The sequence below is a fragment of the Aeromonas sp. sif2416 genome, from assembly GCF_019218665.1.
Lineage (GTDB): Bacteria > Pseudomonadota > Gammaproteobacteria > Enterobacterales > Aeromonadaceae > Aeromonas > Aeromonas encheleia.
On record NZ_JAHUXC010000001.1, the window covers coordinates 363,282 to 388,901 of the forward strand.

Sequence of the window (25,620 nt, forward strand, 5' to 3'; positions counted from 1 at the left end):
GATCCTCCTCTATTCCCACACCTGCTCCAGCAGCGCCAGCAGTTGCTCCCGATCTGCATCCTTGCGGTTATAGAGCAGGGCGCCGTCGTTGATGGCGAGATCCCGGATTTCGGCGAGCACGGCTTTGTCGGTCACCCCCGCCTCCGCCAAGGTGCGTGGCAGCCGCACCGCCTGCCACAGGCTGTCGCGCAGAATACACAAGGCATCCAGGCTGGCCTGGGCCCGCAGGGCGGCGGGGGTGGCCGCGAAGCGCTCCGCCCCTACCAGCGGCAGCAGCAGACGGGCCAGCTCCTCGTCGATGCCGGGCCTGTTGTAGTCGAGCACCGTGGGCAGGAACAGGTTCATGCACAGGCCATGGGGCAGATGGCAGCGGGCCCCCAGGCTGTGGCCCAGGGCATGCACCAGCCCCACCATGGAGTTGGAAAACGCCATGCCCGCCAGGGTGGAGCCTTCCGCCAGTTGCAGCCGCAACGCCGGATCCTGCGGGCGCGCCAGCACCTGCGGCAGGGCGTCGGCTATCTTCTCCACCGCCATCAGGGCCAGGGCGTCGCTGACCGGGTTCTTGGCATTGCCGATGAAGGCCTCGATGGCGTGGGTCATGGCATCCATGGCGGTGGCGGCGGTGATGGACAGCGGCAGGCCCTGGCTGAGGCGCGGGTCCAGTACCGCCAGCTGGGGCAGCAGGAAGGGGGAGGTGAAGGGCAGCTTGCGCCCGCTCCCTTCGTCCCGGATCACCGCCACCTGGGTGACCTCGGAGCCGGTGCCGGCGGTGGTCGGTACCGCCGCCAGCGGTTTCAATGGCCGGGTCAGGCAGCCGGCCCCGGCGTGATCCAGCAGCCGCTCTCCCCCCAGGCTGGCGAGGATGTTGACCGCCTTGGCGGTATCTATGACGGAGCCGCCGCCGAGCGCCACCAGGCTGTCACACCCCAGCTCCCGGTAACGGGCGGCGATGCGCTCCACCACGGCGGTGGAGGAGTCGGCCGGGATCTCGTCCCAGCAGGCGGCCACCGGTAGCCCGCCCTCGGCCAGCACCTGGCTCAGCAGGGTGGCGAGCCCGCTGCCGCTGACCCCCTTGTCGGTGAGCAGAAGCGGGCGGGTGGCTCCCAGCGCCATCAGCTCGCCGGCCAGCTGCTCCAGCGCCTGCTCCCCCGCCATCAGCTTGACCGGGCAGAAGAAATCATAATATCGGCTCATCTCGTCACTCCTGGTACTCGGTCAATTCAAAGGATCCTGCAAGGCAATTGTTTCAGTCCGTGGCGGCCCGGTCAGCCGGTCAGCAACCCCAGATAGATGCGGCCGGCGCGGCTCAGCTTGTCGGCGGGATCCGGATAGTGGCGCAGCAGTGGCCGTACCATGAAGGCGGGCAGGATCAGGGACTGCAACTGCTCCAGCCCGCGCACCAGGTGCATGGCGGCCGTGATATCCCCCTCCACCAGCAGCCGGTTCTCGCAGAAGGCCTGGTTGATGCCGAGGCGAAAGCTGAGCACCCGAAAGGCGATGGCGGGGTGCTTGAAGCAGACTCGCAGCGAGTGGGGCGCCGGCGTGGCGGGGGCCCCGCAGCGCCAGCGTCCGGCCACTTTATGGAGGGTCAGCCCATGGCGCAGTCCATGTACCTCCAGCCGGATGCAGAGCCCCTCGGGCAGCGGGGCCAGCTCGCGGCGCACCGCCTCGTCGACCCGGGCGGCACGGCACAGGGTGCGGCCAATGATCCAGAGCAGGGCGGTGATCCAGCCGCGGCGACCGGCGGCGAGCAGGGTATCAGGCGTCATGGCGCCCCCTGGCGATGGCGGACCAGAACAGGGCGAAGGCGCTGGCCTGCCAGTCGGGGTCTCGTCCCAGCTCGGGCTCGTCGACAAACAGCGAGGCGCAGGCCAGGAACTGGCTCTGGCAGACCTCCAGCATCAGGGCCGGGGGGGCTTGCCTCAGCTCGCCACTGGCCAGCCCCTGGCTCAAGAGCTGTGGCAGGAAACCCAGGGTGTCGCGCAGGATCTGGCTGCGCAGCGGCCGCGCCAGCAGGGGGGAGTGGAAGAATCCCAGCACGAACTTGAGCTCGTGGGGGTGGGCCTGCATCCAGTCCATCGCCTGGTGCCAGTAGTGCCGGGCCTGGCTCTCGAGTGGCAGGGCCGGGTCCGCCTCGCGGATGGCGGCGCCGAGGCGCTGCTTGATGTCCTGATAGAGCTGCTGGATCAGCAGCTCCTTGCTGGGGAAGTGGTGAAACAGGGTGCCGTTGGCCACCCCGGCCGCCTTGGCGATGCGGGCGGTGGCGGCCCCCTGCAGGCCATCTTCGGCGCACAGGGCGAGGGCGGCATCCAGGATTTGGCGGCGCTTGTCGGTCATGGGGCTCTCCTAGCGCAGGAACAGGGCCATCATCAGCCGCTGGTACCAGCGCCGATAAGGGGGGTGGATCAGGGCGCCGGTGCTGAACCGGCCACGGCGCAACACCGTCTTGGCCTTGGAGAAGGTGAGAAAGCCCTCGTGGCCGTGGTAGTGCCCCATGCCGGAGGCGCCGATGCCGCCGAAGGGGGCATCGTCCGCCGCCACCTGGAACAGGCTCTCGTTGATGGCCATGCCGCCGGCGTGGGTCTCCTGGATGAGTCGCGACTGCAGCGCCGGGTCCAGGCTCATCAGATAGAGCGCGAGGGGGCGGGGCCGCGCCGCTATGTAGGCAAGCGCCTCGTCGAGGCTGTCGTAGGGCACCAGCGGCAGCAGGGGACCGAAGATCTCCTGCTGCATCAGCTGGCAATGGCCGGGCACCTCGGTCAGCAGGTGGGGCACCAGCCGCCGGGTGGCGTCGTCCCGGGCGGGGGAGGCGCAGGCATGGAGCTGGGCACCCGCCTGCTCGGCCTCCGCCAGCCAGGCGGTGAGGCGCTCATACTGGCGGGCATTGATGATGGCGCCGTAATCCGGGCTGCCGAGTCCCTTGGGATAGAGTCGGCTGAAGTGGCGCTGGTAGGCCTCGATGAAGGACTGCTCCTGCCCCCGTGGCAGCAGCACATAGTCGGGGGCTACGCAGATCTGGCCGGCGTTGAGGCTCTTGCCGAAGATCATCCGCTCCACCGCCAGGGCCATCGGCATGTCGGGGGCGATGAGGCAGGGGCTCTTGCCGCCGAGCTCCAGGGTGAGCGGGGTGAGCTGGGGGGCCGCCGCCGCCATCACCTGTCGCCCCACCGCGGTCGAGCCGGTGAACAGCAGATGATCGAAGGGCAGGGCGCTGAAGGCGGCCGCCAGCTGGGCATCCCCCTCGACGACGGTCAGCTGCTGTTCATCGAACACCTCCGCCAGCAGGGTGCGCAGCACGGCATTGGTGTGGGGGGTGAACTCGGAGAGCTTGAGCATGGCGCTGTTGCCGGCGGCGATGGCGCTGATGAGGGGGCCCAGGCTCAGCATCACCGGGAAGTTCCAGGGCACCATGATGCCGACCACGCCGAGCGGCTGGTAGTGAACCTCGACCCTGGCGGGGGCCAGCAGCAAGCCGGCGTGACGGCGCTGGGGCTTCATCCAGCGCTTGAGCCGCTTCTGGCTGTAGTTGATCTGCATGACGCAGGGCAGGATGTCGGCGATCAGGGAGTCGTAGTCGCTGCGCCGGCCATAATCCCGGGCCAGGGCGTCGCACAGCCCCTGCTTGTGGGCGAGCAGGCTGCGCTTGAGTTGCAGCAGCCGAGCGCTGCGCTCGCCGTGGCTCGGCATGGGGTGAGCCTGGTACGCCTGCTTGAGACGAATGAGCCGCTCGGCCAGGGCAAACTTGTCGGTCGGGGGGGATTGCAACTGTCTCGCTTCCATGGAGGCTCCGCTCAAGATTTGGCCGACTGATTAGTCGGTCCAAATGTACTGCCTGGTTGCAGCTTTGTAAACAGGGGGCCAGGATTGCGTTGAGGGGGAGAGGATGAGGTGGCCAGAACTGTGTTCAGTGCCACAGTTTCAGGGGGCCGAGGTTGGCTGGCTATCCAATAAGGGATAGTTTTTATTATCCATCCAGAGAGAGAGCCGCACATGACAAGGGAACTGCACAGCCTGTTGACCCGGCTGGACGATGTGATCGAGCGTATGCCTGACTGTTTCAACACCTATGAGTTTGCCCAGAAGCTGGCACTGCAACATCAGCGCGAGTTCTTCGCCGCGGGTCACTCCCTGGCGGAGCAGGAGGGTCGCCTGTTGCAGGTGCTGCATCAGAAGATTGCCGAGGCGCTGGCCGGCAGCGACAGGGTGATCGAGGGCGCCCTGCTGCCCTGCGTCACCCCCTGGGGGGAAAAAGCGGTCTCGCCGCGCTGGCACCGCAAGCATTGAGTCGTTGAACGCGAAAACGAAGAAGGCCCGTCAGGGCCTTCTTCGTTATGGACGCTTGGCTATTGGGTCAGCCGGCGCGCCTGCCAGTAGCGGCTGTTCCAGTAGACGTTATCGAGCCGGGAGCGGATCACCCCCTTGCTGGTGGAGGCGTGAATGAACTCCCCCGCGCCTGTGTAGACGCCGACGTGGTACTGCTGCCAGCCGGTCTTGAAGAACACCAGATCGCCATATTGCAGGCGGTAGCGATCCACCGGCCGACCCAGATTGGCCTGGGACTCCGTGGTTCTGGGCAGCTCGAAGCCCAGCACCTGGCTGTAGGCGAGCTGGGTGAAGGCGGAGCAGTCGAGGCCGGCGCGATTGGTGCCGCCCATGCGATAGGGGACGCCGCGCCACTGCTGGTAGAAGCCGTCGAAGGCACCGCTCTGGCGGGCAGGGGGGGCTGGCTCGGGCGTACTGGAGCAGGCGGCCAGCAACAGGACCAGCAGGGGCAGCAGCAACGTGCGGAACATCGGGACTCCTTCGGTAGGGCACGCGACTCATGATAGCCAGTGTTTCTGCCTGGAACCTGAACGCCGATAACAAAATGGCCTGGCCGGTGCACAAAATGGGCAACCGGCCAGCGGCGGTTCAGCTCGCCGGCTTGGGCTCGATCAGCGGCGAGAGCAGCTCGGCGATCTTGTAGAAGGTCTGCACCCGGGTGGTGCTGGGGCGCCACACCAGACCGATCTCGCGATAGGGCTTCTCCCCCGGCAGGGGAATGGCCACCAGATCCGAGTTCTCGAGGATGCCGGCGTCGATGGCCATCTGCGGCAGGAAGGTGGTGCCAAGGCCGGCGCCGACCATCTGCACCAGGGTGTGCAGGCTGGTGGCGGCGAACGGGTTGATCTTGCTCTTGTCCCGCAGCCGGCAGGCGCTCACCGCGTGCTCGGTCAGGCAGTGCTCCCGCTCCAGCAGGAAGATGCTCTGGTTGGGCAGCTCCTTGTAATCGAACGGCATGTGCAGGCCCGCCGCCATGTTGGATGGCATCACCATGTGGAAGGGATCCAGCCCCACCGTTTTGCTGTGAAAGCCGCCAATCTCCACCGGTAACGCCAGGATGAGCAGGTCGAGCTGACCCTGCTCCAGCTGCTTGAGCAGATTGGTGGTGGTGTCTTCCCGCAGCAGCAGCTCCAGATCTGGATACTCCTTGCCGCACACCTGCAGCAGCTTGCTGAGCAGGAAGGGGGCTATGGTGGGGATGCAGCCGAGCCGGACCGTGCCGTGCATGACGCCGCCCTGCTGCTGGCCGAGCTCCATCAGATCGCGGGCATCGGAGAGCAGGTTGCGCGCCCGGGCGACTATCTCCATGCCGACCGGCGTCATGATGAAGCTCTTGTGGTCACGCTCCACCAGTTGCAGATTCATCATGTCCTCCAGGGTCTGGATCCCGGTGCTCAGGGTCGACTGGCTGACATGGCAGGCCTTGGCGGCGCGATTGAAGTTCTTGTGCTCGTCGAGAGCGACCAGATATTGCAGCTGTTTCAGGCTGGGCCAACGTTGCATAGGGGGAATCCGATCGTTGCTATCTATTTGATTTAATTAATCTACCATCGGGAGGGCGGTTTGTCGCCGACATTAGGCGCCATCCTGTCCCCTGGCAGAGGCTTGCGTCACTCAGCGCTAGGGCCAAGAGGCAAGGCCCCATGGCGACCTTAAGCGCCACTGCCCCGGAGCTTATCGCCTTCCCGCCCCCCGTTGAAGCGGCGCGGCCATGGGATGTGATGGCGATCGGCCTTCCCGGAACGCCACGTACTGGCCGCGGGTGAACCCGGGCGCCGGCCATAAAAAAACGCGCCAGGGGCGCGTTTTTTGCGAGTCGGGCAGCTGGGCTACCTAGCTCTACTCATCGAAGATGCCGAAGTGATCCTTGGCGAAGTTGACGCGCTGCTCCACGTTCATCTTGACCTGACCCAGCTTCTCTATGGTCTTGAGGTTGGGCACCAGGCCGCGGCCGTTGGCGATCTGGATGGCGAGACCGGGACGGGCGTTGAGCTCCAGCAGCATGGGGCCGCGGAACTTGTCGAGCACCATGTCGGTGCCGATGTAGCCAAGCCCCGACATCTCGTAGCAGGAGGCCGCCAGGGTCAGCAGGGTGTCCCAGTGGGGCACCTTGAGATCGTACAGATCGAGGCCGGTATCGGGGTGGTGGCGCAGCGGATTGCCAAACTGGACCGCCCGCAGCGCGCGGCCGGTGCGGATGCACAGGCCGACGCCCACGGCGCCCTGGTGCAGGTTCGCCTTGCCATCGGAGGCCGAGGTGGAGAGCCGCATCATGGCCATCACCGGGAAGCCCTTGAAGATGATCACCCGGGCATCGGGCACCCCTTCGAACGAGTAGCCGTCGAACACATCATCGAAGTTGATGAGGCCTTCCACCAGCGCCACGTCGGGCTTGCCACCCAGCGAGTAGAGCCCCGCCAGGATGTTGGAGACATGGCGCTCCAGATCCTGACCGTTGCAGGCGCTGCCGTTCGGCTTGTAGAACAGGCCGTCTTCCTGGCGCAGGATCACCAGGATCCCCTTGCCGCCGGAGCCACGGGCCGGCTTGATGCAGAAGCCCGGCCACTCCTTGACCAGGGTAGTGATCCGGCCCACATCGTGCTGCTCGCGGATGGTGCCGATAAGCTCGGGCACCGTCACGCCCGCGTCCAGCGCGATGCGTTTGGTCTGCAACTTGTCATCCACCAGCGGATAGAGGCTGCGCGGGTTGTAACGGCTGATGTAGGAGTGGTTGCGCTTGTTCATGCCGAGGATGCCTGCCTGGGACAGGCTCCACGGACTGGTGTATTTTTCCCAGAACCACATCTGTTACTTGTCCTTACCCGGGGTGCGACCAGACTTCATCTCGTTCACCAGCGGCTTGAAGCGCTTGAGCTCGCTCAGCTTGTAGCCGGTGTAGTTACCCATCAGCAGCACGGTCGCCATCAGCACCAGCTGCAGGCCGAGGAAGTTGAAGGTCAGGTGACGGATCAGCTCGTTGTCCATGGCCAGGTAGGCGATGACCGCCACCAGCAGGGAGCCGCCGCCCTGGCGAACCACTTCCTTCGGACCCTCTTCTTCCCACAGGATGGACATCCGCTCTATGGTCCAGGAGAGGATTATCATCGGGAAGAAGGTGATCTTCATGCCGTCGGTCAGCCCCAGCTTGAAGGCGAAGGCCGAGAAGATGCCGATCATCGAGATCACCATGATGATGATCGCCGATATTCGGGCCACCAGCAGCAAGTTGAGCCGCGACAGGTAGGAACGGATGATGAGGCCGGTGCCGACGATCAGCAGGAAGCCCACCAGACCTGTGATGAGCGAGGTCTGGATGAAGGCGACCGCGATCAGCACCGGCATGAAGGTGCCGGAGGTCTTGATCCCCACCAGGACCCGCAGGAACACCACCATCAGCACGCCGATGGGGATCAGCAGCAGCCCCTTGAACAGGGCCTGCTCTTCCAGTGGCAGGCTGTGGATGGAGAAGTTCATCATCTCGGACTTCTCGAACTTCTGCGCCAGCGCCACGTTCACCGGTTGCTCCTGCTCGATCATCGAGAAGGTCACGCGGGAGTTGTGGCCGCCGGTCACGTCCAGCAGGGCGCCCGAGTTGTACTCCCACAGCAGCAGGTTGGCCGGCTGGCCCTGGCTGCCATCTTGCGGGTTGAACAGCTTGTAGTCGGTCGGGTTGTTGAACACCTGCAGATAGTCCACCAGCTCCTGGCGACGACGGCCATCTTCCAGGCTGAGGGCGTGTACCACCCGGGCCGGTACGTTGGCGTTGTTGAGCAGCTCGGCGATCAGGTTGGCACGGCTCTTGTGCGACTTCAGCAGCTCGGCGTTCTGCTCCTGCTTCTCGATCTCCTTGATGATCTCGCGGGTCAGGGTGTAGCCGTCGGCGGAACGCTCCTGCGCCCGCTCCAGGATCTGCTTCATCGCGGTGGCGTAAGGCTCACTCTCGATCTGCTTCTCGATGGTGGGAGGCTGGGGATTGGCGGCCGGTTTGGCATGGGCATCGGCCATCATGTCGACCCGGTAGTAGAGCTCCTGGCGGTCGGAGGCGGTGCGGATGGACCACTCGGCGCGGGCATCACCGTTTTTCTCGACGAAGGAGAGGCCGTAGCCGGGGCTGGCGGCGTTCTCGTTCATCAGGGTGAAACCGGGCTGGGTGCCCGGAATGGCGAGAGAGGCGATGACCGGCTCACCGGTGGCCTCGAATTCCAGCTTGGCTTCGATAGACCAGATCTGACGTTTCTCGCCTGGCGTCAAAGGCACGTCCAGCGCGACATGGTGATAAAACGTCATTCCCAGGCCGACAATGTACAGCAGGGCGACCAGCAGATAGAACGGCTTACGGGAAACCATGGATTATTTTACATCCTTGAGCTTGGGTTTTGGTTGGATATATTCGCGGGCCACATCGACCACGGCGATGTCTTTGAGGAATTCACGGCCCAGCAGCACAGGGAAGGTCATGTCGCTGCGATCCTTGAGGGTAAACTCGGCTTTCTCGGTCATGTCGCCGATGCGCACCGTGAGGCGCACCACCGGACGGCGGTCGAGATCGTCGGCGGAGGCCTGACGCACCCGCACGTGGCGTACCAGCGGGGCCTCGATCTGGATCTTGTCGTCCATCTCCTGATGGCTCAGGAAGAAGCGCACCCAGTTCTTGCCGTTGCGCTCGAAGATGGTGATCTCCTGGGCGCTGATGGAGGAGGTGGTGGCACCGGTATCGACCCGCGCCTGGAAGGCATCGTTGGCGGCATCGACCCAGATCCACTCCGCTTCACCCACCAGCAGCTTGCCGTCGACGGTGTGACCCTGGCTCGGGGCCTGGCACTTCTCGGTCGGGATGGCCATGGGCTTGGGGGGCTCTGGTGGCAGGGTAGCCAGCTTGCTGTCGACTTTCTTCACGGACTCTTTCATGTTGGTGACATCGGTGTTGAGCTGAACCAGCAGGTGCTGTTGCTGCACATACTGCTTCTGTTGCTGTTCCATGGATGTTTGCAGGCGTTGTTCGCTCAGGGTGATCTCGTTGCGAATCTCGGCCAGCGTCAGGGTCGGGACAGGGGGTGCTTTCTCCATACTGACACACCCGCCGAGACTGAGCAGGGAGAGCAGGGTCATTCCTTTTAATTTGCTTTTCATGTCATTCATTTAACTGTGCTTCCTGGAATTGGGTCAGTGTAACTTCCTGAGCTGCCATCGGCTAGTCTTTGGCCTTCCTGGCGATCAGCACGGCACGTTTGGGTGCCGGGTATCCTTCGACCGTGAGTGCCGGATCGGCGGGATCCAGGTAATCACTCAGGGATTCATTAATCATCCAGTCGGTACGACGCTGTTCGTCGGTGCTGGTCATATTCTCGTCCACTATCCGCACATCGGTGAATCCGCAGCGCTCGACCCAGAGTTTGAGGGCCGCGCTGGAGGGAATGAACCAGACGTTGCGCATCTTGCCGTAGCGGTCGGTGGGCACCAGCACCTCGTTGACCCCGCCATCCACCACCAGCGTCTCCAGCACCAGCTCGCCATCGTCTTTGAGCTGGTTGCGCAGCTGTTCGATGTGCTCGATGGGGGACTTGCGGTGATAGAGCACCCCCATGGAGAAGACGGTGTCGAAGGCGCGCAGTTCGGGCAGTTCCTGAATGCCGAGCGGCAACAGGTGGGCCCGTTGATCGTTGCCGGCGAAGTGGCGAATGGCCTCGAACTGGCAGAGGAACAGCGGACTGGGATCGATGCCTACCGCGAGCTTGGCCCCTTCCCCGACCATGCGCCAGAGGTGGTAGCCGCTGCCGCAGCCCACGTCCAGCACGTAGCGGCCGGCCAGGGGGCTGATGTGGGGCAGCACCCGATCCCACTTCCAGTCGGAGCGCCACTCGGTGTCGATGTGGATGCCGTGGACATGGAAAGGTCCCTTGCGCCAGGGCATGAACTGGCGCAGCAGGCTCTCGGTCTTCTTGCGCTCGCCCTCGCTGAGGCTGTCATCGCTGCCGATCTCGACCCGGCTGTGCAGTTCGATATGGCCGGGGGCGACCGTGGGCAGCTTGTTGAGCGCCCGGTTCCAGCGCGGCAGATCCCCGTGCAGATTGTCGTGCTGCCAGGCGTGCAGCTGGGCGGGCAGGCTATGCAGCCAATGGCTCAGCCGGTTCTTGGCGATCAGTTGATAGAAGTTGGCAAAGTCGATCATGGCTTAGTTGGCGTCGCTGGCTTTGATGGCAATCATGGATCCGAAGTTGAAGCACTGGAACCAGAGATCCTGATGGACGAAACCGGCCGCGCGCAGGCGAGCCCGATGCACCTCCAGCGTGTCGGTGCGCATCACGTTCTCCAGGGCGTTGCGCTTCTGGCTTATCTCCAGTTCGCTGTAGCCGTTGGCCCGCTTGAAATCCAGATGCAGATCGATGAGCAGCTCGTTGACCTGGGCATCCTCGAAGCGGAACTTCTCGCTCAGGATCAGGATGCCGCCCGGGCGCAGGCCGTCGTGGATGCGTTTGATGAGGGCGGCCCGCTGCTCGGGCTCGACGAACTGCAGGGTGAAGTTGAGCACCACCACTGAGGCGTTCTCGATCTCGATGTCGCAGATGTCCGCCTCGACCAGCTCCACCGGCACCTCGGACTTGAAGCCGGAGAGGTGGGCGCGAGCGCGTTCGATCATGGGGTGGGAGAGGTCGACCGCGGTGATGCTACAGCCCGGTTGCGCCACGTGGCGACGCATGGCCAGGGTGGCGGCGCCGAGGGAGCAGCCGAGGTCATAGAGGCGGCTGTCTGGCTGGGCGTAACGGGCGGCCATCATGCCGATGGCGGAGATGATGTTGCTGTAACCCGGCACGGATCGCTGGATCATGTCGGGGAACACGTCAACGACCTGTTCGTCAAAACAAAAATCCCCCAGGCGGGCGATGGGGGCAGCAAAAATCTGATCTTTGGTATGCATGTCTGCGCAACCTGACAGCCGGTGTACAAATCGACTGTTTTTGTTCAATTGAATCTTGGGTAGACGGGCATCGAGATGGCGTCGTCACCGGTTGACGAACGGGTAGCAGGCCTTGAAATCCCTTGGGCCAGTTCCGTTCGCAACGGGCCATCGTCCTGGCCCTTATTCTGAGTCGGGCCATCAGTCACAACGGACTGGCAGCCGGGCCCATATTCTGAGCCGTGTAATCAAGTTGCAACGGATTGCAACGGACGAATACCAGGGCCCTCGTATGGGGCGCTAGTGTAGTGGATTGACCGGCGTTTGTCTTGACGTGCGGCCCGGCCGTACCACAAAAAAGCGGCTTTTTTTGCGCCCGGCCGAGGACAGCGAAAAGGGCTGGCTACTAAAGACACAGCCGCTCTTTTTGGCCCGGCTTAAAAGTCCAGTGAGCCTTGCCGCGCGCGATCGTTTTCCCCTGGCCAGGGCGCCATTGGGTGGCCGAGCAACTGGCTTATCTGACGCGCCAGTTCGGGGGCTCTGGCATTGTCGGCGGTATGAATAAAGAGGTGGAGATCCTTCCCCTCCGCCAGCCACTGTTGCCAGCGGGGCAGCCAGGGCGGCAGGAAGGGGTGGTTGGCGGCCGGATCCGGCAAGCCGATGAGGCGCACCACAGGGGCATCGGCGGTGGCGAGCAGGTGCACCGGCAGCCTGGGCTTCTTGCCCTGGGCGTCGATCATCGCCGGGGTGCTGGCCGGCACCGAGAACAGCGGCCGGCTGTCGAGCATGATGCGGTTGATGCCCTGCTCCATCAGCAACCGGTTCAGGGCCCTCTCCGCCTCGCCCTTGGCGAAGAAGTCGGGGTGACGCACCTCCAGCGCATAGCGAAAGTCTTGCGGTAAACGCTGGAAGAAGGCGGCAAGGCGCGGCAGGCCGGCGGGGCCGAAGCGGGCGGGCAGCTGCAGCTTGAGCAGCCCCAGCTTGTCGTGCAGCGGGCCGAGCAGGGCGATGAAGTCGCTCACTTGCTTGTCGACGCTGACCAGATCGCTCTGGTGGCTGATGGTCTGCGGAAACTTGAAGCTGAAACGGAAGCTGTCCGGTACCGCATCGCTCCAGCGTCGCACCGTGTCCGGGGTCGGCGAGGCGTAGAAGGTGGTATTGCCTTCCACCGTGTTGAAGACTTGGGCATAGTGGGCGAGGTGGTCGGCGGGCTTGGCACCCATGCCCAGTAACTGACCGGGCCAGGCCGGGTGTGACCACTGCGGCAGACCCAAATAGAGGCTCATGACGGATCCTGTGTGATGGTTTCGCTCTTTTTGCACTCATTTTTGATCCTGAATGATAAAAACAGGGCAAAGGAGGCTGCGGGCCATTTTACCCAAATGGGGGTTTTCCTCTATAATGCCAGCCCTTTTGTTTGCCAATTTGTTGTGACCCTCGGGGTCATGCGCCTAAGGTGGCGATGGCGGCGACCATACACTTGCCAAACAACGACGCTTGCCGATGCCCTCGCACCGACTTTTCGGCCCCCTACGGGTTGCCTCCGGTCGCGCCGACATCGCTGGCAACGGTCCGGTTCTGGGGAGCCGGATGGTACGAGACTGATTTCAAACCGGGTAAGAACAAGAATCTGGCCAGCTGTGAGACAGACGGTGCTTGCCAGTCGTGCCCGGCGGCCCAAGGTTAACCGTCTCTCTACAATTTCGAAGGAAGAAGTCCATGCGCTCTATCTATTGCGGACAGGTCAATGAGGCCCATGCCGGGCAGACCATTACATTGTGCGGTTGGGTCCATCGTCGTCGTGACCTCGGCGGTCTGATCTTTATCGATATGCGCGACCGGGAAGGGATCGTGCAGGTATTCTTCGATCCGGACAAACCGGACGCCTTCGCCCTGGCCTCCGAACTGCGCGGTGAGTTCTGCATCCAGGTGACCGGCGTGGTGCGTAGCCGCCCCGACTCCCAGCGCAACAGCGACATGGCCACCGGTGCCATCGAGGTGTTTGGCCACGAGTTGACCATCATCAACCGCTCAGAGCCCTTGCCGCTCGACTTCAACCAGACCAACAGCGAAGAGATCAGCCTCAAGTACCGCTATCTGGATCTGCGTCGCCCCGAGATGGCCAAGTACCTGAAGACCCGTGCCAAGGCCAGCGCCTTCGTGCGCCGCTTCATGGACGAGCAGGGCTTCCTCGACATCGAGACCCCCATGCTGACCAAGGCCACTCCGGAAGGGGCCCGTGACTACCTGGTGCCGAGCCGCGTCCACAAGGGCAAGTTCTACGCCCTGCCGCAGTCCCCGCAGCTGTTCAAGCAGTTGCTGATGATGTCCGGCTTCGATCGTTACTACCAGATCGTCAAGTGCTTCCGCGATGAAGACCTGCGGGCCGACCGTCAGCCGGAATTCACCCAGATCGACGTGGAGACCTCCTTCATGACCGCACCCCAGGTGCGCGAGCTGATGGAAGAGATGATCCGCCAGCTGTGGCAACACGTGCTGGCCGTGGATCTCGGCGACTTCCCGGTGATGACCTTCGACGAGGCCATGCGCCGCTTCGGCTCCGACAAGCCGGACCTGCGCCTGCCGATGGAGCTGGTCGACGTGGCCGATCTGCTGACCGACGTCGAGTTCGCGGTGTTTGCCGGTCCGGCCAAGGATCCGAAAGGCCGCGTGGCGGCCCTGAAGGTACCGGGTGGCGCCGAGCTGTCCCGCAAGCAGATCGACGAGTACACCAAGTTTGTCGGCATCTATGGCGCCAAGGGGTTGGCCTGGATGAAGGTCAACGCCGCGGCCAACGGCCTCGAGGGCGTTCAGTCCCCGGTCGCCAAGTTCCTCTCCGATGAGATCGTGCGCGAGATCCTGGCCCGCACCGGCGCGGCCGACGGCGACATCATCTTCTTCGGCGCCGACAGCAAGAAGGTGGTGTGCGATGCCATCGGCGCCCTGCGCCTGAAGGTGGGTCGCGATCTGGGTCTGGTGGAGAACTGCTGGAAGCCGCTGTGGGTCATCGACTTCCCCATGTTCGAGGAAGACAGCGAGGGTGGCCTGGCCGCCATGCACCATCCGTTCACCGCGCCGAGCAATCTGGGTCCGACCGAGCTGAAAGCCAATCCGCTGGAAGCCTATGCCAACGCCTACGACATGGTGATCAACGGTTACGAAGTGGGCGGCGGTTCTGTCCGTATCCACAACAGCGAGATGCAGTCCACCGTGTTCGACATCCTGGGGATCACCCCGGACGAGCAACGCCTCAAGTTCGGCTTCCTGCTGGATGCGCTGAAGTACGGTACCCCGCCGCACGCCGGTCTGGCCTTCGGCCTGGATCGTCTGAGCATGCTGCTGACCGGTACCGACAACATCCGGGACGTGATCGCCTTCCCGAAAACCACGGCCGCCGCCTGTCTGATGACGGACGCCCCCAGCTTCGCCAACCAGGCTCAGCTGACCGAGCTGGCCATCGCCACCGTTGCCAAGGCCGAGGCTGAGGCGAAAGCCTGAGAACATGCTTAAGACCGGGTCGCTGCGCGGCCCGTATCCCATTGATTTAAAATTATAACGGAGAGTTTTTATGGCAGGTCACAGCAAATGGGCCAACATCAAACACCGCAAGGCGGCGCAAGACGCCAAGCGTGGCAAGATCTTCACCAAGTTGATCCGTGAAATCACCACCTCAGCGCGGATCGGTGACGCGGATCCGGCCAACAACCCGCGTCTGCGCGCGGCGGTGGCGGCAGCCCTGACCGGCAACATGACCCGAGACACCATCAACCGCGCCATCCAGCGTGGCGCCGGTGGTGGCGATGGCGAACAGCTCGAGACCATTATCTATGAAGGTTACGGCCCGGCGGGCTCCGCTGTGATGGTGGAGTGCCTGACCGACAACCGTAACCGCACCGTCGCCGAGGTGCGTCACGCCTTCAACAAGTGCGGTGGCAACCTGGGCACCGACGGCTCAGTGGCCTACCTGTTCAGCAAGAAAGGCCTGATCACCTTCGTCGGCGTGGACGAAGATGCCCTGATGGATGCGGCGCTGGAAGCCGGTGCCGATGATGTGGTGACCGAGGAGGATGGCTCCATCGAGGTGTACACCACCCCGAACGACTTCGGCACCGTGCTGGATGGCCTGGAAGCGGCTGGCTTCAAGCCCGAGAGCGCCGAAGTGACCATGATCCCCTCCACCGAGGCCGAGCTGGATGCCGAGACCGCACCCAAGCTGATGCGTCTGATCGACATGCTCGAAGATCTGGACGACGTGCAGGAGGTGTACCACAACGGCTCCATCTCCGACGAAGTGGCAGAACTGCTCTGATCGTCAGGTAGCGTTATCGCCGGGTAGAAAACCCGGGAGGGGCATCACCACGGTGTCACCTCCGACGAGAGCACGAAACGGCAGCCCTGGGCTGCCGTTTTTTACGTCTGAATGGCCCCGTTTGAGTTTATTTTATCCAATCTGCTCCAGCCTTAATTCCCGCTTAAGTTTGCCTGCTTACTCTCTCCTGCATCCGGGCCGCTGTGCCCATCACCCTGTTGTCTGCTCGGGAAGAGAGACGGGTGATCTGGATGTTCAAAACGGAGCCCCCATGCAGGGCCTCCCGATCTACTGGCTTGTCGGAGTATCGTTATGCGTCTCACCCTGGGAGTGATGAAGGTCAACCTGTTGCTGGTGCTGCTGTTTGCACTGGTCTTCAACTGGCCCATTTTTCTGCACTTTTACCGCATTCTCACCGCCCTTGAGCATGTCAAGGCGGGCTTCGCCCTCTCGATCCCCTTTGTGCTGATGGCCGCGCTCAACGCCGTCTTCCTGCCGTTTACCTTCAGGTATCTGCTCAAACCCTTCTTCATACTGCTGATCATGACCGGCTCCATCGCCAGCTACGCCATGCTCAAGTACGGGGTGATCTTCGATGTCGGCATGGTGCAGAACATCATCGAGACCAACAGCGGCGAGGCGACCTCCTACCTCAACGCATCCGTCATGCTCTGGTTCCTGCTGACCGCCGTGCTGCCGGTACTCTGCCTGCTGTGGATCAAGATCGAATACCCGACGCCCTGGTACAAGGGGCTGGGCATGCGCCTCGGCGGCATCGCCCTCTCTCTGCTGTTTCTGGTCGGGGTCGCCGCCCTCTATTACCAGGATTACGCCTCGGTCGGGCGCAACAACCACTCCATCGTCAAGGAGATAGTGCCCGCCAACTATGTGCGCGGCCTCTATCGCTACGCCCGGGACATCGTCTTCGCCACCCCGATCCCCTATCAGCCGATGGGAACCGATGCCAAGGTGGTGGCCAAGAGCGACAAGCCGACCCTGATGTTCCTGGTGGTGGGGGAGACGGCGCGCAGCCAGAACTACTCCCTCAACGGTTACAAGAAAGAGACCAACAGCTTCACCGAGCAGGAGCCGAACCTCGTCTCCTTCAAGGATGTGCGCTCCTGTGGCACCGCTACCGCGGTTTCCGTGCCCTGCATGTTCTCCAACCTGACGCGCCGTGAATACGACGAGACCCTGGCCAAGTCCAGGGACGGCCTGCTGGACGTGCTGCAACACGCCGGTGTCTCCGTGTTGTGGAAGGAGAACGACGGCGGCTGCAAGGGGGTGTGCGACAAGGTGCCCACCATCGAGATCGAGCCCAAGCAGTTCCCCACCTATTGCGAAGGCGACTCCTGCTATGACGAGGTGCTGTTGCAGGGGCTGGATCAGCAGATCGCCGACATGAAGGGCAAGCAGGGCGACAAGCTGGTGGCCTTCCACCTGATGGGCAGCCACGGTCCGACCTACTACCGCCGCTACCCGGCCGCCGATCGCTTCTTCCTGCCGGACTGCCCGCGCAGCGACATCGAGAACTGCAGCAACGAGGAGCTGGTCAACACCTACGACAACACCATCCGTTACACCGACAAGGTGCTGGCCCAGCTCATCGCCAAGCTCAAGACCCTGGAGAGCCAATACAACGTGGGGCTGGTCTATCTGTCGGATCACGGTGAATCTCTGGGGGCCATGGGGCTCTACCTGCACGGCACCCCCTACAAGTTCGCGCCGGATGATCAGACCCGGGTGCCGCTGCTGACCTGGTTCTCCCCCCAGCTGCAACGCGACCGCCAACTGAACCAGGATTGCCTGCGCCAGGAGGCGAGCAGCAAGCGCTTCTCCCACGACAACCTGTTCCACTCCATGCTCGGCATCATGGACGTGCAGACCAGCATCTATGACGGCAAGCTGGATCTGTTCAAGCCCTGCCGCGCGGGCTAAGCCTGCGGGATGAACCATCAATAGCAACGGCAGCCGATGGGCTGCCGTTTGTTATTGGGGAAGAGGGGAGGGTATGGTGGCACCGCGATAAGCCGCCGGCGCCGGGCGGCTGGTCAGGTGGGTCAAGTCGGGCCTATTTCCAACACTGCCTGCCGCTCCCAGCCATGTGCCGGGGAACATGGCTATGCGGAACCGGGTCTCTCGGCCGGAGCCGAGCCTGTTCAAACCCCGGGGGCTAATTCGGGTGTCACGCTTCATAAAACAAAAACGGCAGCCGATGGCTGCCGTTTTTTTATTGGAGGGAGCAGGACTATTTCTGCTCCATGATGATCTGCAGCAGATCCCCTTCCAGCAGGGAGCGCTTGACCAGGGCGAAGCCGCCTATGGTGGGCTGGTTCTGGAAGCGCGCCTTCACGATGGGCAGGCCACGGTGGAAGCTCGGCAGGGACTGGTGCTCGACGCAGCGACGGATGGCCGGGATCAGGATCTCCTCCGCGGCGGTGATTTCGCCGGCGATCAACACCTTCTGCGGGTTGAACAGGTTGACCGTGATGGCGATGGCCCGGCCCAGATGTTCCCCCACGTTCTCGATCACGCTGCGTGCCAGCTCATCCCCCGCCACGGCGGCCTTGCACACCTCCTGGATGGTGATGTGTTTGTCCTGCAGGGCGCTCAGGTGGCCACGGCTGATGAGCTCCTTGACCTTGTCGACGATGGCTTCGTTGGAGGCGATGGTCTCCAGGCAACCGAAGTTGCCGCAGTGGCAGCGCTTGCCGAGCGGCTCGACCTGGATATGGCCGATCTCGCCGACGTTGCGATTCTGGCCGAGGAACACCTTGCCCTTGGTGATGATGCCGGAGCCAGTGCCCTGGTGCACGCTCACCAGGATGGAGTCCATACAGTCGCGGGACTCGCCGAAGAAATGCTCGGCCAGCGCCAGCGAGCGGGTATCGTTGCCCACGTAGCAGGGCAGGTTGAAATGGTGCTCGAGCAGCTTGGCCAGCGCCAGGTTGCGGATCTGGTAGGTCGGGGTGTAGATGACCATGCCGGATTCCGGATTGACCAGGCCCGGCATGGTGAGTGCGACACTGATGAGGTTGCGGCTGCGCTCGGCGTTGGCATCGATGAAGGCGCCAATCTCCCGCAGCAGCATGTCGACCACGGGTTGCTGCTCGATCTCGGTCACCTGGGTGATGTGCTGATCAAGCTCCTTGCCGTCGAGATCATAGAGACTCAGCTGCAGGTAGCCGCGGCCGAGCTTGGCAGAGACAAACTGAAAGCGATGTTTGATGGTGGTCAGGGAGATGGCTCGTCGTCCGCCGGTCGATGCCTGCGGCGAGGTCTCCCTGATCAGCCCATGCTCGATCAGTTGCCGGGTTATCTTGGTCACGCTGGCCGGGGCCAACTGACTCAACTCGGCAATTTTGACCCGCGAGATGGGCCCCTGCAGGTCAATGAGCCGGTACACGACCGCACTGTTAACCTGCTTGATGAGATCTACGTTTGCTATTTGTCCGCCAGTCATAGTGTCACTGTTGTGTGTAGTGTCCGTTAACCACGGTCCCGCAGACCGTGAAGGCCTGATCAAAGACGGTGAGGTTGGCAATTTTTCCGACCTGGATACTACCGAGACGTGAGTCCCATCCAATGGCGCGTGCGGGGTAAAGGGTGGCCATTCTCAGTGCTTCATCGAGCGGTAATCCGACCTGTTTGACCAGATTTTCCACCCCTTCGATCATGGTGAGGGCAGAACCGCCGAGTGTACCATTCTCATCGACGCACTGACCATCGCGGAAATAGACGGTTGCGCCACAAAAATCAAACTTCTCAAAGCCTTCCGGTGCACCCGCCGCCGCGGTGGCATCGGTGACCAGCACCAGCCGCTCGCCGAGGATCTTGTGGGCCAGACGCACTGTGGCCCAGTGCACGTGATGACCATCGACGATGATGCCGGCATGGACATCCTTGCGATCATAGATGGCACCGACCACCCCGGGTTCGCGCCCGTTCAGGGTGGGGGTCATGGCGTTGTAGAGGTGGGTGGCGAAGCGGATGCCGTTGTCGAACCCGGCCATGGCCTGCTCGTAGCTGGCGGCGGTGTGGCCGGCGGAGACCAGGATGCCAGCCTCGACCAGGCGACGGATGTGCTCCGGCTTGTTGCGCTCAGGTGCCAGGGTGATCTTGGCGATGGCGTCGCTGTTGTCACAGAAGAAGTCGATCATCTCGTCGGCCGGCTGGCGGATCTGATCGGCCGGGTGGATGCCCTTGCGCTTGAGGTTGGTGTAAGGCCCTTCCAGATGGACGCCGAGCACCTCGTTGGGGTGGGCGGCCATGTAGTCGCGGGTGACCGCCACCGCCTGCTTCATGTCCGCATCCGGACTGGTGATCAGGGTCGGCAGGAAGCTGGTGGTACCGGACTTCAGGTTGGCCGCCTGCATGATGGCCAGGGTCTCGGTGGTGATGTGGCCGTTGAACATGACGCCACCGCAGCCGTTGAGCTGGACGTCGATGAAGCCGGCGCTCAGGTTGGCGCCGTGCAGATCATGCTGAACTGCCTCCGCGGGCAGCTCTGCCCGGGGCACAATGGCGACAATCTTGTCGCCCTCGATCAGTACGCCGTGGCCGGTCAGCACGCAGCTGCCGGTATAGAGGGTGCAATTAGTCAGTGCGTACATGACGGCTCCTTACAGACGGTTGATGTTGGCGGCTTCCAGTTGTTGGAAGTAACGGACCGTCTTGACTTTCAGCTCCATGGTGGAGGGCTCGTCGCACACCATCATGCCCTTGGGGTGCAGTTGCAGGGTGGAGATGGTCCACATGTGGTTGACGCAACCTTCCACCGCGGCCTGTAGGGCCAGGGCCTTGCCGTGACCGGTGACCAGGATCATGATCTCTTCGGCATCCATCAGGGTGCCGACGCCCACGGTCAGCGCCAGCTTGGGCACCTGCTCCATGTCACCACCGAAGAAGCGGGAGTTGGCGATGCGGGTGTCCTCGGTCAGGGTCTTGACCCGGGTGCGGGAGGAGAGGGAAGAGGCCGGTTCGTTGAACGCGATGTGGCCGTCATTGCCGACGCCGCCCATGAACAGGTTGATCTTGCCGTAGGACTTGATCTTGTCTTCGTAACGCTTGCACTCGGCCACCAGATCCTCGGCATTGCCGTTGAGGATGTTGATGTTTTCCGGGCGGATATTCACGTGGTTGAAGAAGTTGTTGTACATGAAGCTGTGGTAGCTCTCCGGGTGCTCGGCCGGCAGACCCACGTACTCGTCCATGTTGAAGCTGACCACGTGCTCGAAGCTCACTTCGCCGGCTTGGTGCAGTTCGATCAGGCGCTTGTAGGTCGTCAGCGGGGTGCCGCCGGTCGGCAGGCCCAGCACGAAGGGGCGGTCGCTGGTCGGCTTGAACGCATTGATGCGGTCAACGATGTAACGGGCAGACCAGAGACCCACTTGGCTGGCGGACTTCAACGGGATCAGGCGCATTTTAGATACCTCTGTACGGGTTGCGGCCGGTCTATCGACGGCAAGGGATTTTAGATGGATTCAAGTTGTTTTATAGCGTAAATAAAGATTGCGAACTAAGCCACATCTATCCGTTACCTTTATCTCTGTTGAGTGATAATGATCACGAATGTTGGTTTATTAATTTGCGCAGCGAAATAAAACCCATAGACTGCCAATCAAGCCTTGATGGCTTATGCGTCGAACGTGATAAGCACTTAATTCTAGAAAAACATCAACTAAGGAGAGGAACCGTGAACATTCTCGGTTATTTACAAAAGATCGGCCGTGCCCTGATGGTGCCGGTAGCGGTATTGCCTGCCGCAGCGATCCTTATGGGGATTGGTTATTGGATTGACCCGAACGGTTGGGGCGGCGAGAGTGCGCTGGCAGCATTCCTGATCAAGGCGGGTGCCGCCATCATCGACAAGATGGCCATCCTGTTTGCTGTGGGCGTTGCCTATGGTATGTCCAAGGATAAAGACGGTTCTGCCGCGCTGGCCGGTCTGGTCGGCTACTTGGTGGTCACCACCCTGCTGAGCCCGGGCGCCGTGTCTCAGATCCAACAAATTCCGCTGGATCAAGTCCCTGCCGCCTTCGGTAAAATCGAGAACCAGTTTATCGGTATCCTGACCGGTGTCATCGCCGCCGAGCTGTATAACCGCTTCAGCGGTGTCGAACTGCACAAGGCGCTGGCCTTCTTCTCCGGCCGTCGTCTGGTGCCGATTGTGACCTCCGTTGTCATGATCGTGGTCTCCTTCATCCTGATGGCCGTCTGGCCGGTTATCTATGGTGGCCTGGTGAACTTCGGTGAATCCATCGTCAGCATGGGCTCCACCGGTGCCGGTATCTACGCCTTCTTCAACCGTCTGTTGATCCCGGTCGGTCTGCACCACGCCCTGAACTCCGTGTTCTGGTTTGACGTGGCAGGCATCAACGACATCCCGAACTTCCTGGGCGGTCAAACCTCCATCGACGCGGGTAAAGCGGTTGTGGGTGTCACTGGTATGTACCAGGCGGGCTTCTTCCCCATCATGATGTTCGGTCTGCCGGGCGCCGCGCTGGCCATCTACCACACCGCCAAGAAAGAGCACAAAGAGAAAGTTGCATCCATCATGATCGCAGCCGCCTTTGCCGCCTTCTTCACCGGTGTGACCGAGCCGCTCGAGTTCTCCTTCATGTTCGTGGCGCCGGTGCTCTACGTCATCCACGCCCTGCTGACCGGTATCTCCGTGTTCATCGCCGCCAGCATGCACTGGATTTCAGGCTTCGGCTTCAGTGCTGGCTTTGTCGACATGTTCATCCAATCGCGCAACCCGTTGGCGACCCAGTGGTACATGCTGCTGGTGCAGGGCCTGGTGTTCTTCGGCCTCTACTACGCCATCTTCCGTACCGTCATCGTCAAGTTCAACCTGAAGACTCCGGGTCGTGAAGATGACGAAGCCGTGCCGGTACAGGCTCAGACTACCGACCGCACCGAGCTGGCTCGCCAGTATCTGGAAGTGCTGGGTGGTCAAGATAACCTGGTAACCATCGATGCCTGCATCACCCGTCTGCGTCTGACCCTGAAAGACCGCAGCATCGTGGATGAGCGCAAGCTGAAAGCCCTGGGCGCGGCCGGTGTGGTCAAGCTCGGTGAGCAGAACCTGCAGGTGATTCTGGGCCCCTTGGCCGAAATCATCGCCGGTGAGATGAAATCCCTGCGTTAATCGAGCGCAAGCTCACCTCAAGTCTAAGTCCATTGTTGACATAACTAAGGGCCCCGCTTAGGGGCCCCATATAAAAAAAGCCAAGAAAATCCAACCTTTACTTCAAATGAGAGCAGCAGTTATGAACTTGAAACATTCTCTGTTAGCCATTGCCATGTCTACCGTTTGTGCCGCTCAGGTACAGGCAGCCGATGCCGCCAAGCAAGCCGTGGTCGATTCCCTCGCCAGCAACCTGGTCGTCAAGTATGAAGTGGTCACCAACGACGGTGCCAGTGCCGGTCTGGATTGTCAGGCGCTGGGTTCCGAGTGGGCGAGCTGTGGCGTTGCCAAGCTGCACCTGACCAACACCGGTGCGGACGTGACTTCCAAGGATTGGAACATCTACATCCACTCCATCCGCCGCATCCAGCGGGTGGACAACGACCAGTTCACCATCACCCACCTGACCGGCGACCTCTATCGCATGACGCCGACCGACAAGTTCCAGGGCTTTGCCAAGGATGCCACGGTCGAAGTGCCGCTGGTGGTGGAGTACTGGGTGCTGTTTGAAAGCGACATCATGCCGAACTGGTACGTCGCCACCGAGGGCGCCGAGCCCAAGGTGATCGCCAGCATGACCAACATCGAAGATGCCACCAGTTACGAGAAGCCGATGCCGGCCGACGGCTGGAAGCGCACCAAGGATGACAAGAACATCCTGATGAACAGCGAGACCCGTTTCGCTGCCAATCAGGCCAGCACGCTGTTGCCGGCCAGCAAGATCGACGACCAGATCATGCCGACCCCGCTCAAGCAGGTGGTGAAGGCGGGTCCGCAGGTCGATCTCTCCAGCATCAAACTCAACGCGCTGGATCTGCCGACCGACCGTGCCGAAGCCATCAAGGCGTCACTGACCAAGCTGGGTGTTACCCTCTCCGACACCGGCTACCCAGTGACCATCAAGCTCGGCAGCAAGGTCAAGCAGGCCGAAGGCTATGACATGAACATCGGCTCGCAGGGCGCGCTGATCCAGGGCCACGACATCGACGGCGCCTTCTGGGGCGCGCAATCCCTGATCTCCCTGCTGGGGGTCAACGACAAGCTGATCAGCCAGATGGCGGTCGAGGATGCCCCGCGCTTCGAATACCGCGGCATGCAGACCGACGTGGCCCGCCACTTCCGTGGCCCGGAAACCCTGCGCAAGCTGATCGACCAGATGTCGTCCAAGAAGCTCAACACCCTGCACCTGGGCCTGACCAACGATGAAGGCTGGCGCATCGAGATCCCGGGCCTGCCGGAGCTGACCGACGTCGGTGGCGAACGTTGCCACGATCTGTCCGAAACCAAGTGCATCCTGCCGCAGCTGGGTTCAGGCCCGACCAGCGACAACATGGGCAGCGGTTTCTACACCAAGTCCGACTATATCGACCTGGTTCGTTACGCCAAGGCGCGCGGTGTGACCGTGATCCCCGAGGTCAACATGCCGGCGCATGCCCGTGCCGCCGTGGTCTCCATGGAGGCGCGTTACAAGCGGCTGATGGCCGAGGGTAAAGAGCAGGAGGCGAACCAGTACCGTCTGCTCGATCCGGCCGATACCTCCAACATCACCTCGGTCCAGTTCTACGACAAGATGTCCTTCATCAACCCTTGCCAGCCGGGCTCTTCCGCCTTCGTGGCCAAGGTCATGGATGAAGTCGGCGCCATGCACAAGGCCGCCGGCCAGCCGCTGACCGTCTGGCACTACGGTGGTGACGAGGCGAAGAACATCATGATCCGCGATGGTTACCAGGATCCGGCCGTCACCAAGAAAGAAGATCTGGTGGCCTGGAAGGGCAACGCCGACTGGAGCAAGCAGGACAAGCCGTTCGGCAAGTCCCCGCTGTGCCAGAAGATGATCGACGAGGGCAAGATCAAGAGCGTAGATGAGCTGATGGTCTACTACGCGAAGGAAGTTGCCAAGATGGTCAAGGCGGATGGCTACTCCACCCTGATGGCGTGGGAAGATGGCCTGAAGTACGCCGACGGCGCCAAGGATTTCGCCACCGACAAGACCCAGGTCAACTTCTGGGAAACCCTCTACTGGGGCGGCTTCAACAACGCGATGGCGTGGGCACACAAGGGTTATGACGTGGTGCTGTCCAACCCGGATTACCTCTACCTGGACTTCCCGAACGAGGTGCATCCGGCCGAGCGTGGCTACTACTGGGCGACTCGCTTCACCGACACCCGCAAGTTGTTCAACTTCGCCCCGGAAAACCTGCCGCAGAACGCCGAGACCTCGACCGATCGCGACGGCAACGCCTTCGTGGCCAAGGGTGACCAGGATCCCGTCAAGTTCAAGGGCATGTCCGGTCAGCAGTGGGGTGAAACCGTGCGTACCGATGCCCAGTACGAGTACATGGTCTACCCGCGGATCTTCTCCGTGGCCGAGCGTGCCTGGCACAAGGGTGGCTTCGAGCTGGATTATGTGAAGGGTCGTGAGTTCTCCGGCGAGACCAAGCATGTCAACAAGGCCACTCTGGACAAGGAGTGGAACCAGTTCGCCAACCTGCTGGGTCAGCGTGAGCTGGCGAAACTGGAAGCCTACGGCGTCGAGTACCGTCTCTCGGTACCGGGTGCCAAGGTCGTCAACGGCAAGCTGGAAGCGAACGTGGATCTGCCTGGTCTGCCCATCCAGTACAGCCTGGATGGCAAGAGCTGGAGCGCCTATGACGCCGCGGCCAAGCCGAGCGTGAACGGCAAGGTCTACCTGCGTACCACCAGCTTCGATGGCAAGCGCACCAGCCGCGTCACCGAACTGAACTGATAGCTGTCAACCGCTAACACCAGGCGGGTCGCAAGACCCGCCTTTCCCAAGGCCGATATGTCATCGGTTTTGGGAAAGGTTGACTGTGCGTGTGAGCCTTTGTTGTGTGTGTGTATTGTCTGTTTTTCATCCCTTGTGACCCCGCCTGGTGCGGGGCT

At 62.2% G+C, this 25,620-nt stretch carries 21 protein-coding genes; 6 read left to right on the forward strand and 15 right to left on the reverse strand.

What is annotated here, in order from left to right:
- Positions 1 to 9: 9 nt before the first annotated feature.
- The 4 genes from KW821_RS01630 to KW821_RS01645 form a co-directional block, all read right to left on the reverse strand.
- Positions 10 to 1,194, reverse strand: a complete 1,185-nt coding sequence (locus tag KW821_RS01630; RefSeq protein WP_218290088.1) for an iron-containing alcohol dehydrogenase — start codon at positions 1,192 to 1,194, stop codon at positions 10 to 12.
- A 71-nt stretch (positions 1,195 to 1,265) separates the two neighbouring features.
- Positions 1,266 to 1,769, reverse strand: coding sequence for a hypothetical protein (locus KW821_RS01635; protein WP_042651335.1), 504 nt, complete (start codon positions 1,767 to 1,769; stop codon positions 1,266 to 1,268).
- Positions 1,759 to 2,337, reverse strand: a complete 579-nt coding sequence (locus KW821_RS01640; protein WP_042651336.1) for a TetR/AcrR family transcriptional regulator — start codon at positions 2,335 to 2,337, stop codon at positions 1,759 to 1,761. Before KW821_RS01640 ends, KW821_RS01635 begins: the two co-directional genes overlap by 11 nt.
- Before the next feature lie 9 nt (positions 2,338 to 2,346).
- On the reverse strand, positions 2,347 to 3,780 hold the full coding sequence (locus tag KW821_RS01645) for a coniferyl aldehyde dehydrogenase (RefSeq protein ID WP_218290090.1): 1,434 nt from the start codon (positions 3,778 to 3,780) through the stop codon (positions 2,347 to 2,349).
- A 210-nt stretch (positions 3,781 to 3,990) separates the two neighbouring features.
- On the opposite strand from KW821_RS01645, the gene KW821_RS01650 reads away from it, so the two are divergent.
- Positions 3,991 to 4,284, forward strand: a complete 294-nt coding sequence (locus KW821_RS01650) for a hypothetical protein (protein ID WP_042651338.1) — start codon at positions 3,991 to 3,993, stop codon at positions 4,282 to 4,284.
- A gap of 59 nt (positions 4,285 to 4,343) precedes the next feature.
- Here the strand turns inward: KW821_RS01650 and KW821_RS01655 are convergent, their stop codons facing one another.
- The 8 genes from KW821_RS01655 to KW821_RS01690 form a co-directional block, all read right to left on the reverse strand.
- The gene (locus KW821_RS01655) at positions 4,344 to 4,793 is read right to left on the reverse strand and encodes a C40 family peptidase (protein WP_218290092.1); all 450 of its coding nucleotides are present in this window, start codon (positions 4,791 to 4,793) and stop codon (positions 4,344 to 4,346) included.
- A 118-nt stretch (positions 4,794 to 4,911) separates the two neighbouring features.
- The gene (locus KW821_RS01660) at positions 4,912 to 5,826 is read right to left on the reverse strand and encodes a hydrogen peroxide-inducible genes activator (RefSeq protein WP_042651340.1); all 915 of its coding nucleotides are present in this window, start codon (positions 5,824 to 5,826) and stop codon (positions 4,912 to 4,914) included.
- A 336-nt stretch (positions 5,827 to 6,162) separates the two neighbouring features.
- Positions 6,163 to 7,128: an alpha-L-glutamate ligase-like protein gene (locus tag KW821_RS01665; RefSeq protein WP_042651341.1), complete on the reverse strand. Its 966-nt coding sequence runs from the start codon at positions 7,126 to 7,128 to the stop codon at positions 6,163 to 6,165.
- Between the two features lie 3 nt (positions 7,129 to 7,131).
- A complete protein-coding gene (locus KW821_RS01670; RefSeq protein ID WP_218290094.1) occupies positions 7,132 to 8,670 on the reverse strand; it encodes an inactive transglutaminase family protein in 1,539 nt (512 codons plus the stop codon).
- Between the two features lie 3 nt (positions 8,671 to 8,673).
- Complete coding sequence (locus KW821_RS01675) at positions 8,674 to 9,432, reverse strand: ATP-dependent zinc protease (RefSeq protein ID WP_197720935.1); 759 nt, start codon at positions 9,430 to 9,432, stop codon at positions 8,674 to 8,676.
- 82 nt (positions 9,433 to 9,514) lie between these two features.
- Positions 9,515 to 10,492: a tRNA 5-methoxyuridine(34)/uridine 5-oxyacetic acid(34) synthase CmoB gene (gene cmoB, locus KW821_RS01680; protein WP_042651344.1), complete on the reverse strand. Its 978-nt coding sequence runs from the start codon at positions 10,490 to 10,492 to the stop codon at positions 9,515 to 9,517.
- A 3-nt stretch (positions 10,493 to 10,495) separates the two neighbouring features.
- Positions 10,496 to 11,239, reverse strand: a complete 744-nt coding sequence (gene cmoA, locus KW821_RS01685; protein ID WP_218290096.1) for a carboxy-S-adenosyl-L-methionine synthase CmoA — start codon at positions 11,237 to 11,239, stop codon at positions 10,496 to 10,498.
- Positions 11,240 to 11,655: 416 nt separating this feature from the next.
- A complete protein-coding gene (locus KW821_RS01690) occupies positions 11,656 to 12,504 on the reverse strand; it encodes a DUF72 domain-containing protein (protein ID WP_218290098.1) in 849 nt (282 codons plus the stop codon).
- Positions 12,505 to 12,937: 433 nt separating this feature from the next.
- Between KW821_RS01690 and aspS the strand changes: the two genes are divergently transcribed.
- The 3 genes from aspS (at position 12,938) to KW821_RS01705 (ending at position 17,465) form a co-directional block, all read left to right on the forward strand.
- Positions 12,938 to 14,716: an aspartate--tRNA ligase gene (gene aspS, locus KW821_RS01695; RefSeq protein ID WP_218290100.1), complete on the forward strand. Its 1,779-nt coding sequence runs from the start codon at positions 12,938 to 12,940 to the stop codon at positions 14,714 to 14,716.
- A gap of 70 nt (positions 14,717 to 14,786) precedes the next feature.
- Entirely contained in the window at positions 14,787 to 15,527 is a 741-nt protein-coding gene (locus KW821_RS01700) for a YebC/PmpR family DNA-binding transcriptional regulator (protein ID WP_042651348.1), read from the forward strand.
- 312 nt (positions 15,528 to 15,839) lie between these two features.
- Positions 15,840 to 17,465, forward strand: a complete 1,626-nt coding sequence (locus KW821_RS01705; RefSeq protein ID WP_218290102.1) for a phosphoethanolamine transferase — start codon at positions 15,840 to 15,842, stop codon at positions 17,463 to 17,465.
- Positions 17,466 to 17,775: 310 nt separating this feature from the next.
- Here the strand turns inward: KW821_RS01705 and KW821_RS01710 are convergent, their stop codons facing one another.
- From KW821_RS01710 to nagB, 3 genes are read right to left on the reverse strand one after another with little or no spacing between them, the layout of a single operon-like run.
- A complete protein-coding gene (locus KW821_RS01710; protein ID WP_042651350.1) occupies positions 17,776 to 18,990 on the reverse strand; it encodes an ROK family protein in 1,215 nt (404 codons plus the stop codon).
- Between the two features lie 4 nt (positions 18,991 to 18,994).
- The gene (gene nagA / locus KW821_RS01715) at positions 18,995 to 20,140 is read right to left on the reverse strand and encodes an N-acetylglucosamine-6-phosphate deacetylase (protein WP_218290104.1); all 1,146 of its coding nucleotides are present in this window, start codon (positions 20,138 to 20,140) and stop codon (positions 18,995 to 18,997) included.
- A 9-nt stretch (positions 20,141 to 20,149) separates the two neighbouring features.
- Positions 20,150 to 20,950 carry a glucosamine-6-phosphate deaminase gene (nagB, locus tag KW821_RS01720; protein WP_042651352.1) on the reverse strand — a complete coding sequence of 267 codons (801 nt, stop codon included), beginning with the start codon at positions 20,948 to 20,950 and terminating at the stop codon, positions 20,150 to 20,152.
- Between the two features lie 272 nt (positions 20,951 to 21,222).
- Between nagB and nagE the strand changes: the two genes are divergently transcribed.
- Positions 21,223 to 22,677 (forward strand): N-acetylglucosamine-specific PTS transporter subunit IIBC, encoded by a 1,455-nt coding sequence (gene nagE, locus KW821_RS01725; protein WP_218290106.1) that lies wholly within the window; start codon positions 21,223 to 21,225, stop codon positions 22,675 to 22,677.
- Positions 22,678 to 22,798: 121 nt separating this feature from the next.
- Entirely contained in the window at positions 22,799 to 25,462 is a 2,664-nt protein-coding gene (locus KW821_RS01730; protein ID WP_218290108.1) for a beta-N-acetylhexosaminidase, read from the forward strand.
- Positions 25,463 to 25,620 lie beyond the last annotated feature (158 nt).